Raw genomic sequence first — 13,680 nt, 5'->3', positions numbered from 1 at the left:
GCTTACCCAGCCGGTGCCGAGTGATCCCGGATGCATCATTCGCAGCTGCTGCGTTCGGAACTCTGGAACTCAATAACTATTGGCAGGTCAGCGAGCACTTTCCGGCGCTGGAAGATGCCTTGTTCTCGTCAGTCCTGAGGAGTACGGCCATGTCCTCCGCCGGTTGCGGGCGACTGAAAAAATAGCCCTGATAAGTATCGCAGCCCAAATCCCGGAGGAAGGCGAGTTGCTCCTCGGTTTCAACGCCCTCCGCCAGCGCGGTTAAACGGAGATTGCGCGCCATGGCGATGACCGTGGCGGCGATTTCTCCGTCGTTCCGACTCTCCGAAAGGTCTTTTACGAAACTCCGGTCGATCTTGACTGTGTCGAAGGCGAAGCGCTTGAGGTAAGCCAGCGAAGAATAGCCGGTGCCGAAGTCGTCGATAGCGAGCCGCACGCCTAATGCCTTCAAGGCCAGCAAGGTGGCTTGCGCGTGTTCGCCCTGCTCCAATGTGGCGCTTTCGGTAATCTCCAGTTCCAACTGGGCCGCAGGCAATCCTGTCTCCTCCAAGATCGCGCGGACCCGTTCGACTGTATCGCTTTGGCGGAATTGAAGGCTCGAAAAATTTACCGCCACTGTTAACGGCGGCAATCCCTGCTCGAGCCAGGCTTTCGTTTGAGCGCAGGCGGAGCGTAGCACCCACTCGCCCAACGGTATGATGAGACCGGTCTCCTCCGCCAGGGGGATGAACTGGGCCGGCGGAATAAGCCCCATCTCGGGAGACTGCCAACGCACCAGGGCCTCGACGCCGATAATCCGGCCGGTCGCGATGTCCACCTGCGGCTGATAGTGGAGGATGAATTCCTTCCGCTCCAAAGCCCGGCGCAGCCTGCTTTCGAGGTCAAGCCGCTGATTGGCGCTATGGGTCAGTGCCTCGGTATAGAAGTGGTAGGTATTACGGCCGCTCTCCTTAGCCTGGTACATGGCGGCATCGGCGTTACGCACCAGCTGAGTGCTATCCTGGGCATCATCCGGAAATATGCTGATGCCGATGCTGGCACTGACGAATACCTCATGACCGCTCGCAAGACGGAAGGGTTCGCTCAGTGCCACGAGCACGTGCTGGGCAATAGCGGCGGCTTGGCAGTGGTTCAGATGTTCGAGCAAGATGACGAACTCGTCGCCGCCCAGGCGGGCCAAGGTATCCGCCTCGCGCAAACGATGCCGAATACGCCGGCCGGCCGCCACCAGCAACTCATCGCCCGCCGGGTGCCCTAGGCTGTCGTTGATGGTCTTGAATCGGTCAAGATCCAGGAAGAGGAGGACTACCTTCCGGTTTTGCCGTTTGGCCTGTTCGAGCGCGTGGGACAATCGGCTGTTCAGGAGCAAGCGGTTGGGGAGATTGGTCAGCGGATCGTAATGCGCCAGGTGCGCCAACTGCTCTTCGGAGCGCTTGATCTGGCTGATATCGGAGAAGACGCCGATGTAGTTGATGACGTGGCCCGCCTCGTCACGGATGACGCTGATAGTGAGCCATTTCGGATAGACCTCGCCATTCTTGCGCCGATCCCAGATCTCGCCTTGCCAACTGCCGCTCTCCAGAATGCTCGTCCACAGGTCGCGGTAGAAATCGCTATGATGGCGTCCGGAACGGAATGCCCGGGGGTTGCGGCCCAAAACCTCCTGTTCCGAATACCCCGTAATAGTCGTAAAGGCCTTGTTGACGGCAATGATCTTGATGTCTGCATCGGTGATGATTACGCCTTCCGCCGTACTTTCGAATACCGTCGCGGCCTGCCGCAAGCGTTCCTCGGCGAGTTGGCGCTCGGTGATGTCGATAATCGAAACCAGGGTGAACGTACCTTCAGACGTGGCGAACGGATTAAGCGTGATCTCAACCGGCACCTCGCGCCCGTCTTTGCAGCACCCGCATAGATTGCGCCCCGCCCCCATGGGCCGGGTCTGGGACAGCGCCGAAAAATTCAGCCGCTCGAGGGTGTGCTGGACGCGGAAGCGCTCCGGCACCAGCCGCTCGATGAGTTCTCCCTGCAACTCGTCCCGCGAATAGCCGAACAGACGCTCGGCCTGGGCGTTGATCAAAACGATCCGGCCGTCCTCCCGCGCGAGGATCATCGCGTTGGGCGCGGCTTCCACCGCCCATCGGAATCGCTCTTCCGAATGCTTGCGCTCGGTAATGTCCCGCATGACTTTGGCGAAGCCACGAAGTCGTCCGCCATCATCGTACAGGGCGGTGAGGACGGCATTGGCCCAGAAGCGGGAGCCATCTTTTCGCACCCGCCAGCCCTCCTGTTCGAGGCGGCCTTGAGACACCGCGGCGGCGAGCGTCTTCCGAGGGATGTCAACTTCAGTATCCTCCGGCGTATAGAACCGGGAGAACGGCTGGCCGATGATCTCCTCGGCCCGATAGCCTTTGATGGCTTGTGCCCCGGAATTCCAGCTCGTTACCCGTCCGTCGGGATCCAACATGAAAATGGCGTAATCCTTGACGCTCTTGACCAATAACCGAAAGCGTTCATCGCTCTCGCGCGCGGCTGTCTCGGCGCGCGTCATGCTTTTGATTACCCATAGAGAAACGAGGGTGCCCAGGCTGAGGAGCAGCCCTACGGCCAAGTAGATGAGTTGTTGTGTAATCGAATTAGCCCAGTGGGCCGCCTCGCCTAAGGTACGAGAAAACTCCTCTTCCAATAGGGCCAGATGTCGATTCGCCGCCGTGAGCCCTTTCTGGATATCCGAAACCTGTTCAGCCGTTAAAGAACCCCACGATAGGGCTGTGTGCAGGCTATCGGCTAATGAAAGCAAGGCTGCAATCCGGCGGTCGGCCTCGGCCCAGATCTCAATCGCCCGGGCGACATGGTCGATCCGGTGATATCGGCGAAAGAATACCGCCATAGCTTTCGCATCCTCCGGGGAATTACCCCCTGCGGCGAAGCCCTGATAAATGCGGTTCAGATCGGGCTCCGGTGTTTCCAGTTCGAGGCGTGCCTGACGGTCTCCCAAGGGGATGGCGATAGCGTTTAGAAAAGCTTGATAGTCCGCCTCGGCATGCGAAGCCGAATAGCGAATCAAGTGTTGAACAGCATCTTTTTGCCCTTTGGACCAAAGACTCTCGCCCACCACATAAGCTCTGACCGAATTGAGTATCTCAGCGCGTATCAGATCGAGCATCAGCAAGCAAAGCACGATTCCGACGAAGAGAGTGATGACCAGATACGTTTTTTTGGCCGAAGCGTGGGCGCTACCAAGTCGGCGTGGACCATCAACCATCTTGATATTCTTGAATTATTTCAGGCGGATTCGGACCGAGCTCAATGCCTATCGAAGCGCACGGCAGATATCGGCTCGATAGAAGCCCAAGCCAAAAAGTTCTATACGCGCTGAGTACGAGCGAAGACTGGCGAGTATCGAGACGCCCTGTAAAAGATCAGATAGCCGGCAACGATCCGATATCGATCCACCGTTTAGGAGGCTGGTGCAAGTATCGGCTACGATGGGCAAATGGCACTTTTGTCCAGCATTTCGGGAATAAAGCCCTACCATAAAGATCTCCTGATTTCGTTTTATGTCTTTATTATCAAAACAGAAGGGGCAAATCGGCTGGACAGGCGCTTCTGAACAACATTAGCGCACTACAAGAACATTACCGTAAGTAAGATTACGTATTTACGGCTTTGCAAGCTGACGCAACGTTACAACCCGATAGAACGTCGGACTTGAGCTACGGCAGGTCGCCCGGCAGTCTTCCTCCTATCGCCGGAATTTACTCGATTCGGCTTAGATCGTGCCGCCGCTCCTCCGGCTCGGGCAACAGGGTATGTCCGTGCAATTTCGCCAAGATGCCGGCGAGATTGGCCCCCAAGGCTTCGACTGCGGCATGCTGTTTCGGATTGATCAGCATGCCGTCGGGCTGGAACGCTTCATGAGCCTTGGCCACCGCCAATTGGTCCGGCAGGACGATGACGCCGATATTGCCCAGAATCGCCCGCAGGTGAACCAAACCGCGGAGGCCTCCGAAGCCACCCGGCGAAGCGGCGAGCAGGGCGGCGACCTTGTTCCGGAACGGCGCCAGACCGTCCTCGCCGCCGACCGGGCGGGACACCCAGTCGATGGTGTTTTTCAGGAGCGCGGTAATCGAGCTGTTGTATTCGGGAGCAGCTATCAAGAGTCCCTGATGCGCCATCATCAGTTGCCTGAATTTCAGGCCATTGGCGGGAATGCCTTCCCGATCCTCCAAATCTCCGTCATAGATCGGCATCGGGAAATCGCGCAAATCCACCACGCTTACCTCGGCACCGGCCCGTCGAGCGCCCGCCGCGGCAATCCGGACCAGCATCTTGTTGTAGGAGCGTTCTCGCGAACTACCGGCGAAAGCGAGAATTTTCGGTTTAGCTTCCATGGATACCTCCTGGAAATGTGGCAAGGTAATTTGCCGGATTCGTTCAGGGCCGGGTTTGTGTCGATGGGCGTCGCTCGCCCAACGCTTGGGGATCGAAGATCGCTCCCCCTTTGACAGCGCGGAAGATGCGGCGCAAGTGGGTGATATCGGCCAGCGGGTCGGCATCGAGCAGCAAGAAATCGGCGAGTTTGCCCTTTTCGACGGTTCCCAATTCGGCGCTTCGGCCCATGACGCGAGCGCCGCCTTGCGTTGCGGCCGTCAAAATCTCGCGGGGCGATAGACCGGCCTCGGCCATCAGTTCGAACTCCCGGTGCAATGCCGGCCCGTGCAAGGTGCCGATATTGCCGGCATCGGTCCCGGCGGCAATCGTCACGCCGCTTTCCTGCAGGCGCTTCAAATTCCAGAATGCGATATCCCGGCTGAACCATTGAAAGGCCCAAGGCTTTTTCCAGATGGGCAGTCGGGCCAGATCATCGAACGTCTCGATCGCTTCGGGATCGCCGAGGCGGCGTTCGATGTCGGTCAGCCGGACCTTCCGTCCCAAAACTTCCTGATAGCCTTCGCTGACGACCAGCGTGGTCACATACACCACGTTCCGATCCTTCAAGAGCTTGATAAAAGCCTCGTCGACCCGGCGGTCCTCCACACTGTGAGCGAGAACGTCCGCACCCGCCTGCACCGCCGCCCGCGCGACTTCCAGTTCGGTCGCATGCACCACGACCCGCGTACCGGCGGCATGACTCGTCTCGATCGCGGCCCGCACCACGGCGGTCTGTGACGCAAGACCCTGGCCCGGCAAGGGAATGAACCAGATTTTGATGACGTCCGGCTTTCGCGCCAAAACTTCCCGCACCGTGGCCCGGCTCTCCTCGGGAGAATCGACTTTGATCAGCGGCGGGTCATCGGTTTTGAGTTCCGGGGGAAGATAGGTGGCGACTAGCGGCCCGGCCACCGCGACGCGCGGCGCCGGCTTGGTCCGCTCCGCGAGATCCCGTACTTCGAAGGTCCAGAACGGGCCGCCGACATCCACCACCGAGGTCACGCCGCTTGCGACGTAGCGGGCCAAGGTGTCGGGAATGCGTTGCCTGATCCCGGCGATCTCGTCCGCATAAGGGCGAACATCCCGCAAATCGATCACATCCGGCCGGGTATAAAGACCGCCCGATTGAAAGAAGTGGATGTGCGCATCGATCAAACCGGGAACGATCCATTTGCCGCTCGCGTCGATTACTCGGGCTTCCGGAGGAATCGGTATTTCGTCCCGGTTTCCCACCGCGGCAATCCGCTCGCCCTCCACGAGAATCACGGCATCGGCGCGTGGAGCACCGCCGGTTCCATCGACCAAGGTCGCGCCGACAAAAGCGGTCATATCTGCTCTACTCTCGCAGGCGAACGTTACGAACCACAAGACGATTGCCAATAACCAACCCGTGCATGGCAATCCATACCGCTTCATCTTCCAATCCAAGGACACGTTAACAATGAGCTCTCTTCTTCGACCGCTGCACGGTCCGTTCATTGCTACGTATTTTGCAGAGGATTGTGTTGGGAAACCGCGCCACGACTCTCAATCGTAAAAAATAAAATCTCGATCCCGCGCCATTCCTACTCCATCGCCGACTTCTTGAGTTTAGGCGACGCCCCGCGCAACCCCCTTCCTGACGATAAGTCTCATTCATTAAGCAAGTACGCCGTGCGGAGCATCGAAGAAACGGCAGCCGTCACTGCAGCTATAGGGATAAGCTCACGATCGATTACAGGAGAGGGATCGGGTACGTACCGCAGCTCGATGCTCGTCATTTAGTCGGAACGGCGGGTTACGAGACGCGCATCCGGTCTGAAAACAATATCGTTAGAGCAACCAAGACGGTGATCGATCATGGAAATGATGAAAGCTACAAGCCTTATCTCTTGTCTTTTATTGCCTTCGTTTTCGGCTTTTTCAACAAGCCAAGCGCCCGAGGCCAAGAACGAAACATCGCCCAAACTGGTCCAGCTCCAAAATGTCGGAGAAGGCGCCGCAAACCAAATGCAAGCCCCCAAGGGTTCGGTATCGGCCAAGGTGGGCCAGACCCTAAGCAAGCTCCATAACGAATACCGAGCCTTCCAGGGACGCGCGGCAAACACGCATGCAAAGCCCGAAACATTTCAGCCTCGGACCGAGATGGTGCAGGTTCGTGGCAACTATGTCGCCATATATGCCGTCGCATCGAATGACTCGGGCGTGTTGCGAGCCGGCCTCGAAAAACTCGGAATGAAGGATGTTACGGTATCCGGCAGAGTCGTGTCGGGATGGCTCCCCATACCGGCCATCGGACAGCTGGAAGCAGTTCCCGGCCTGCAATTCGTCCGACCTGCCTATCCCCCGATAAAACGCTCGGGATCGGTCGACAGCCAGGGCGACGCGGCGATGCGATCGAATACGGCGCGCATGAGCTTCGGGGTCGACGGCAACGGCATTGCCATCGGCGTCCTTTCCAACAGTTACAACTGCTTAGGCGGTGCGGAGAATGACATCGCAAGCGGCGATTTACCGTCCGGAATCACGGTACTGAAGGACGACGACCTCTGCCCGCCGGGCACCGTTCCGACCACTGACGAAGGCCGCGCCATGATGCAGATCATCCATGATGTGGCGCCGGGTGCCCAGATTCTATTCCACACGGACGGCGAGGATCAGTTCAAATTTGCCGATGCCGTCATCGTTTTAGCCAACGCCGGAGCCAAGATCATCGTGGATGACGTTGGTTACTTCGACGAGCCCATGTTCCAGGACGGACACAGCGCTCAGGCTATTGACGAAGCCGTTGCCAAGGGAGTCGCGTACTTTTCTTCGGCAGGCAATGAAAACCGCTCGTCCTACGAAGCGCCTTTTAGGCCGAGCGGGACCCTCATAGACGAAGGTGGAGGATTTATTTGCGAGGCGCACGATTTTGACCCGGGACCTGACATCAACGTTTTCCAGCATATCACCGTGCCCCCGGGTAGCGGGCTTACGATGTCTTTTCAATGGGACGCGCCTTTTTTCTCGGTCAGCGGACCGCCCGGGGCGCCCAACGACATTGATGTCTTGCTGTACGACGAAGCCGGAACGCTCGTTGCAGAAACCAAGGACATTAATATCGGTTCAGATCCCAAAGAAATTTTGAGGTTTTTTAACCTTCCCGAATCGGGGACTTCCGGTTTTAACGTACAAATCACAAATTGCCCCGGGCCCAATCCGGAAGTGATTAATCCCGGACTGATGAAATATGTCCTCTGGGACGGAACGATCGATCAGTTTAATACCCACAGCAGTACCGTTATCGGCCATGCCAATGCGGCAGGCGCCGCAGCGGTCGGGGCCGCCCCTTACCATACTCCGCACGTGTTGAGGGAGTTCTCTTCGGCGGGCGGCACGCCGATCTTGTTCGATACGGCCGGAAACCGGAAGGCGAGCCCGGAATTCCGCTTTCAGCCCCTGATTGTGGCACCCGATGACATCAACACAAGCTTCTTCGGGGGGCAGGATACAGAACCCGACGGCGCTCCGAACTTTCCCGGCACCTCGGCGGCAGCGCCTCATGCCGCGGCAGTCGCGGCGTTGATGCTGCAAGCCGATCCGTCATTGTCGCCCTGGGATATTTATACCGCCATGGCAAATACGGCCATCGACATGGATGACCCGTTCACCCCGGATTTTGATACCGGATTCGATTTCGCGAGCGGATGTGGCTTTATCCAAGCCGACGCAGCCATTGCGAATCCCTACGGAAACCGTTGTCTGGGAAATTGAAGGTGATGCAAAAGACAAGCTTCCGTAAGCGTCAAACGATTACAGCCCGACGAATCGATCCGCAGGGCCATGATAAAGATTCTCAGCCGAACACGACTGTTGCAGCTTGCCCGGAGAGGGAACCGGAAAGCCCAGTGAGTTCGAACTTTCAGCTGAGACAAAGTGCTTTACGAAGAAACAGCTATGGAGGGATTGTGTATGAACAAGCGTATCGTCGGAGGATTGTTAGCCACGGTGCTCGCCTCCCTCATCTTGATAGTCTTAGGTGCCAGACCTGGCATCACCGATATCATTTCTCTCGAAGCGTATGACTATTACCCGGTTGTGTTTTCCAATGTAAACGGCATGACGTCGTCCCTCGTGCTAAGCAACGATACGGAGACGACGACCACATACCAGGTCTGCGTACGAGCGAGTCAGAGTCCTGAACGTAATTGCAACAACGTCACCCTTGAGGGATACCAGCAACAAATCCTCGACGTATCAAACCTCGGCCTCCAGAACAATACCGGTGCCATTGAAGTATTCGCGGTCGAAGAGAATACGGCAGGCTTTTCTAAATTATTGATTCAGAACGCAACGGGATATTTCTCATTCGTTGAGCCCTTAACCTTCAATCTGAGTCCGGGGCAACAATAGATAATCCAGCGGCGATTTGCAGATTAATCCGGTAAATCACATTCTTAATAGTCATGGTCACGCTCGCTATGGCAGCCCGACCGGCTCACTATAGCCGTCCACTCGCTCTTAGACGCCGGGTGACCATTCCGTGATAGAGACGAGCCAATAGCGGACGGATCACCGGCAATCCGATGAGCCAGGCCAAGGGTCTTAGAAGCGGGATTCTCTTCAGCAACAGGATATACGCATCCAGCTCGGACACGATCCGCCCAGTCTCGTCGCGGACATGCAGTTCGGTCAGGGCCTTATGGGGATCGATGCCGGCGTCGCGGAGTTTCTCCTCGTGTCCCGTGATGTCGAACCAACGGACCTTCTCACGGCTTTTCCCCGCCAGCCACTCGTAGCGACGGCGTTCCCGGACACAGCGCGGGCAGGCGCCGTCGTAATAGACGGTAATCTTTCCCTCATTCTCGCTCATGGGTTTTGCCTCAAAAAATGCATGATTGTCCAAAACGATCGAACGCGTAGTCTGAGTACAACCGGAATCCGCGCAGATCCATTTTCCTTTCCGGGAAGCTCTCCGATGGCTCCGCTGGCGCGGCGCTCATGGATTTCCCCGCGCTTCCTGGGTAACCTTGCCCGGTGCCTGCTCGCCGCTTGCGTCGATGAGTCGCCAGCCCGAAGCAAAATGCCATGCACGTCGATCGAGATACAGCGGCCATGGGTGCCCCACTAGGATTCTGAGGAGGACTTCGCCATGACGGAACCCGCTCCCATACGCGGACTTTGGTGCGCGACACTGACGCCGCTCGATCAGGACGGCGGCGTCGACCACGCGAGGCTCGCCGCGCATGCGCGGGTACTGCTCGCGACGGGTGTCGACGGTGTGGTGCCGTTCGGCACGACAGGCGAAGGCCCCTCCTTCTCGGTCGCCGAGCGCTCCGAGGGTCTTAACGCGCTGCTGGCGTCGGGCATCGCGCCGGAACGCTTGCTCGCCGCCAGCGGAGCCGCCGCGCTCCCCGACGCCGTGGCGCTGACGCGGCATGCATTGCAGTCCGGCTGTCCGCGATGTCTGGTCCTGCCGCCGTTCTTCTGGAAAGGTTTGACCGACGAGGCGGTGTTCCGTTACTACGCGAGCTTGATCGATACGGTGGACGATGCGCGTCTCCGCGTCTATCTGTACCACATCCCGCAGATCTCGGCCGTGCCGATCCGGCCGGAGGTCGTCGCCCGGCTGTCAGCCGCCTATCCCGACATCATCGCGGGCGTGAAGGACAGCGGCGGCGATTTCGAGCATACCGCCGAGCTGCTGAAACGCGTGCCGCAACTCTCGATCCTGGCTGGCCACGAGCCGCACCTGCCGCGGCTGATGCGCGCCGGCGGGGCCGGAACGATCTGCGGCGTCGCGAACCTCTTTCCAGACCTCGTCGCCGCGTTGCTCAAGCCGGACGTAAGCCCGGACGACGAGGCGCGAATCCGCTCATTTCTGGACATCGTCTTGCGCTACCCTTTCGTACCCGCGTTCAAGGCAATTCGCGCCGCACAGACGGGCGATCCCGCGTGGCGCGCGCCGCGGCCGCCTCTATGGCCTCTTCCGGAGGCCGAGCGGGCAACGCTGCTTGCCGCCCTCCACAGGGCGGGTTTCGGCATCAGCTCGGAGACCGATCCATGATCAATGATGCCGAATTTTGATCAAATAATGGCATTTGCATTCAGTTGAGGAATCCAGGGACAACGTGCCCGGTTATGGATGCTTTGATGGAACTCTTGCGGGGAAGCCGCCCGACGGCTGCTGACAGCTCTTGAGGCGGAGGTGACGGTCCGGTCCCGCGAACCGGCGTGGAGCGGTCGAAGCGTCGGTGTGGAATCCGTGACGGCCGATGTGTTCACCTTTCGGTGGCGGTAACGGGACAGGCGGCCGCGGAACTCACCGCCGCCACCTGCCCCTGTCCGATCTTACTGAACGATAATGGCGACGATGTTATCCGCGTCCTTGGCGGTGTTGGGGGCATTTTCAAGCACCATGCCGCCCGCGATGTGTCCATCACCATCCCGCGCACTGCTCGGGCTTTTTTCCCGCTCCAGTATCACGCCGCCGGCCACATGATCTTCCTCCTTGGTGGCGTTGGGAGCGTTTTCGATTATCAGGCCGCCTGCAACCTGTACCACGGACGGGGTGCTGAAGTTGGCGCTGGCGCTCTGCACCCCGGACAGCAAAGCCATGGCGGAGGTGAAGGTGAAAACAGTCAGGTTCTTGGCGATTTTCGTTTGCATGATCGTACTCCTAAAGGATGGTGTGTTGTTTAAGGCTCTTCAGTTCAGGGCGAAGCGTTGTTTCGCACCGTACTCCGGATATTGAATTTTCCGTGCCAAATCAGATTTATTATTTATATTCAATAACTTAAAAATCGTGCCGCAAGAATGGCCGATGTCACGGCTGTTGGCCCGGACCAACAGCCAATCGCCGCCTCAAACCCCGAAGCCTTGATCCGATTCGGGGCGTGCGGTGTTGGCCCGAGCCAACGGTGAAGGAGAAAACAAGAAAGCGAATCGGTGAGCGCTCAAACGAAGGGGGGTCAGAGTGAAGGGGTCATGAAGGAGTCAGGCTTGCGAAGGGGTCCGAAGGGGTCCGAAGGGGTCAGGCTTTTGTTATTTGTTTTCAGGACAAACGATGTCTCTGGAAGCTGGAGCTTCCAGAGCGGCGTTCCCAATCCGGAGATTGGGAACGAGCGAAAAACGAGGATTTACAGCGTCCGCATAAACGCCGCCAAATCCGACTTCTCCTGCGAGTTCAATTTGAGCTCCAGCACCAGGTTGAAAAACTCCACCGTGTCCTCCAGGGTCAGGCAACGCCCGTCATGCATATAGGGCGGGCTGTCCTTGATGCCACGCAATGTGAAAGTCTTCATCGGTCCCAGCGGCGCCTCGTTGACGAACCGTTCGAGGTGAAGGTCGTGCATCTGGTGGTCGAGATAGGTCGGGGGCAAATGGCAGGCGGCACATTGGCCCTTGCCGAAGAACACTTCTTCGCCGCGGCGCTCGGCATCGGTGGCCTTGGCGGGGTCGAGCCGGGCCGTGGCGACCTTGAGCTTGGGCGCCGGCGGGAAGTCGAACATGTTCTGCATCTGCGCCATGTGCGAGACCTGCACCCGGTCGAAAATGGTGAAGCCTTTCTTCATGGCGTGGATGGGATCGCCGTTGAAATAGGCGGTGCGGAACTCGAATTCGGTGAAGTCCTCGACCGAGCGGAGGCTCCGCTTAGAGCCGTGGATCTGCTGGTTGAACATGCCGCGCAGGCTGACCGTGTCGAGGCGCATGCGCCGTTCCTGTGGGCGGTCGTCCGGGTTGAGGTGGAACTGCCCGGTGGTGTGCCCGTTGATGTGGCAGTCGAGACAGGTGACGCCGAGGCTCGCCTGTTCGCTTTTCCGGTCGTCGGTGGGATTGAATTCCTCCTGGGGAAACGGCGTGAGCAGAAGGCGAAATCCGTCGAGTTGAACCGGGGTCAGGATGTCCTTAAACAGCCGGTAGAAGTTGTTGATCGAGACGACCTCGCCGCGGGATACGTCGCCGAGTTCCGGCCGGTTTTGCAGGAAGATGGCGGGCGGAAATTCCGGGAGGAAGGCGTCTGGCAGGTCGAATTCCACATCGAAGCGCTCCAGCCGCGGGAACATCTCGATCTGCATTTTCGGGAAGATCTGGCCGCCGGTGGCTTGCTTGGGATGCGGCAGGGCGGGATAAGGGAAGACGCCCTTTTTGCGAATATCCTCAGGCGTCATCCCGGCCAGCGAGTCCCAAGTCACGCCATCGCGCAAGCGCGCGGTGGGACCCACCGGAACCCGCTTGCCCCGCGACATCTTCGCCTCGGGATCGAATTTCGGACTTAAATCGTAGCGGCTTTCCAGCAACTTCCGTTGATCGGCGGTGATCTTGGCTTTGGCCGCCTTGTCCGCCTGCATGATCTCCTCGAAAGTCTGCATGGGCTTCTTGGCATTGAGGGGATCGCGGTAAAACTCGAAACCCAATACCTTGCCCTGATCGGGCTGGCTGCCGAGGGCGTTCGAGGCAGGTTGGGCGCCGGTGGCCTGAAAAACGCCGGACCGGTCATGATCGGATTTCTGCGACTCCGGTCGGTCAGAGGGGGCGGCTTTCGGCGTTTGCGCCTCGGCCGCGGCATCGAACGGTTTGCCGCCAGTTTGAGCGGCGGCGGCTACCGCCACGGGAAGAATCAGGCCGCCGAACCATAGACGGACGGCCCTACCTGAAATCGCCTTGTTCCGGAATCGCATAATGCCTCCTAGCGGACGTTTCATCGGAGATAAATCGATCGAAATTCCATATTTGAATCCCCGATCGATCCGTTGGTTCCAGTCGGCGCAACGTGAAGGGTAAAGGGTCAGGCAACTGTTGTTTGTTTTTGGTTGTTAGGGTTCGAGCGGGAGAAAGAAATAAAAGTCTGCCCCTCTAACTCAGGCAGGCTCCTGTAACGGATGGTAAAGCGAAATTCGTAGGATGCGGTAAGGTACGAACCGCCCTTCGACCGGACTCAGGACGGGCATCAATCGCGAACGATGCGGTTCACTTCGTTCACCGCATCCTACGGTCTGCAAGAGGATGCGTACAAGGTGCATTGGAGCGCGGTAGGCTGGATCGAGGAACGAGACCCGGCATTTTTAAGCGAGGTAATGGCCCCGAAGACGAACCGGACCGCAGGTCCCGGGAGGGTGTAAAAAGAACTGTGTAACTGGTTTATATAATCTGACAAAAAGGAGAATAAGAATGACCAGTGACACAGCCAAACAAGACGCCCTGTTAGACGAGTTGCTCAAAGGCTATTCGGATCCCAAGGACATTTTGGGTGAGCACGGCTTGCTCAAACAGCTGACCCAACGC

General features: G+C 58.4%; 9 protein-coding genes. 3 read left to right on the top strand and 6 right to left on the bottom strand.

The genetic code is table 11. The features are described from left to right. Nucleotides 1–76: 76 nt before the first annotated feature. From VEB01_RS11230 to VEB01_RS11220, 3 genes are all read right to left on the bottom strand, one after another. Nucleotides 77–3,265 (bottom strand): sensor domain-containing protein, encoded by a 3,189-nt coding sequence (locus VEB01_RS11230; RefSeq protein ID WP_324875468.1) that lies wholly within the window; start codon nucleotides 3,263–3,265, stop codon nucleotides 77–79. 493 nt (nucleotides 3,266–3,758) lie between these two features. Then, on the bottom strand, nucleotides 3,759–4,394 hold the full coding sequence (locus tag VEB01_RS11225; protein WP_324875467.1) for an NADPH-dependent FMN reductase: 636 nt from the start codon (nucleotides 4,392–4,394) through the stop codon (nucleotides 3,759–3,761). A gap of 43 nt (nucleotides 4,395–4,437) precedes the next feature. Then, nucleotides 4,438–5,763, bottom strand: a complete 1,326-nt coding sequence (locus tag VEB01_RS11220) for an amidohydrolase family protein (protein ID WP_324875465.1) — start codon at nucleotides 5,761–5,763, stop codon at nucleotides 4,438–4,440. Nucleotides 5,764–6,423: 660 nt separating this feature from the next. Here VEB01_RS11220 and VEB01_RS11215 point away from each other — a divergent pair. Both VEB01_RS11215 and VEB01_RS11210 read left to right on the top strand, forming a co-directional pair. Next, nucleotides 6,424–8,169 (top strand): S8 family peptidase, encoded by a 1,746-nt coding sequence (locus VEB01_RS11215; RefSeq protein ID WP_324875463.1) that lies wholly within the window; start codon nucleotides 6,424–6,426, stop codon nucleotides 8,167–8,169. A 198-nt stretch (nucleotides 8,170–8,367) separates the two neighbouring features. Next, complete coding sequence (locus VEB01_RS11210; protein WP_324875461.1) at nucleotides 8,368–8,808, top strand: hypothetical protein; 441 nt, start codon at nucleotides 8,368–8,370, stop codon at nucleotides 8,806–8,808. A gap of 88 nt (nucleotides 8,809–8,896) precedes the next feature. Here VEB01_RS11210 and VEB01_RS11205 read toward each other — a convergent pair whose 3' ends face one another. Beyond that, nucleotides 8,897–9,268 (bottom strand): thiol-disulfide oxidoreductase DCC family protein, encoded by a 372-nt coding sequence (locus VEB01_RS11205; RefSeq protein WP_324875459.1) that lies wholly within the window; start codon nucleotides 9,266–9,268, stop codon nucleotides 8,897–8,899. A gap of 279 nt (nucleotides 9,269–9,547) precedes the next feature. Here VEB01_RS11205 and VEB01_RS11200 point away from each other — a divergent pair, with 279 nt between their 5' ends. Continuing rightward, a complete protein-coding gene (locus tag VEB01_RS11200; RefSeq protein ID WP_324875457.1) occupies nucleotides 9,548–10,462 on the top strand; it encodes a dihydrodipicolinate synthase family protein in 915 nt (304 codons plus the stop codon). 284 nt (nucleotides 10,463–10,746) lie between these two features. Here the strand turns inward: VEB01_RS11200 and VEB01_RS11195 are convergent, their stop codons facing one another. Both VEB01_RS11195 and VEB01_RS11190 read right to left on the bottom strand, forming a co-directional pair. Next, nucleotides 10,747–11,064 (bottom strand): hypothetical protein, encoded by a 318-nt coding sequence (locus VEB01_RS11195; protein WP_324875456.1) that lies wholly within the window; start codon nucleotides 11,062–11,064, stop codon nucleotides 10,747–10,749. Nucleotides 11,065–11,534: 470 nt separating this feature from the next. Next, complete coding sequence (locus VEB01_RS11190) at nucleotides 11,535–13,076, bottom strand: cytochrome B6 (RefSeq protein ID WP_324875454.1); 1,542 nt, start codon at nucleotides 13,074–13,076, stop codon at nucleotides 11,535–11,537. Between the last annotated feature and the right edge of the window lie 604 nt (nucleotides 13,077–13,680).

This window comes from Methylocaldum sp., from assembly GCF_035627495.1.
GTDB lineage: Bacteria > Pseudomonadota > Gammaproteobacteria > Methylococcales > Methylococcaceae > Methylocaldum.
The sequence above is the reverse complement of the archived record's forward strand: the minus strand, read 5'-3'. Positions and strand labels throughout refer to the sequence as shown.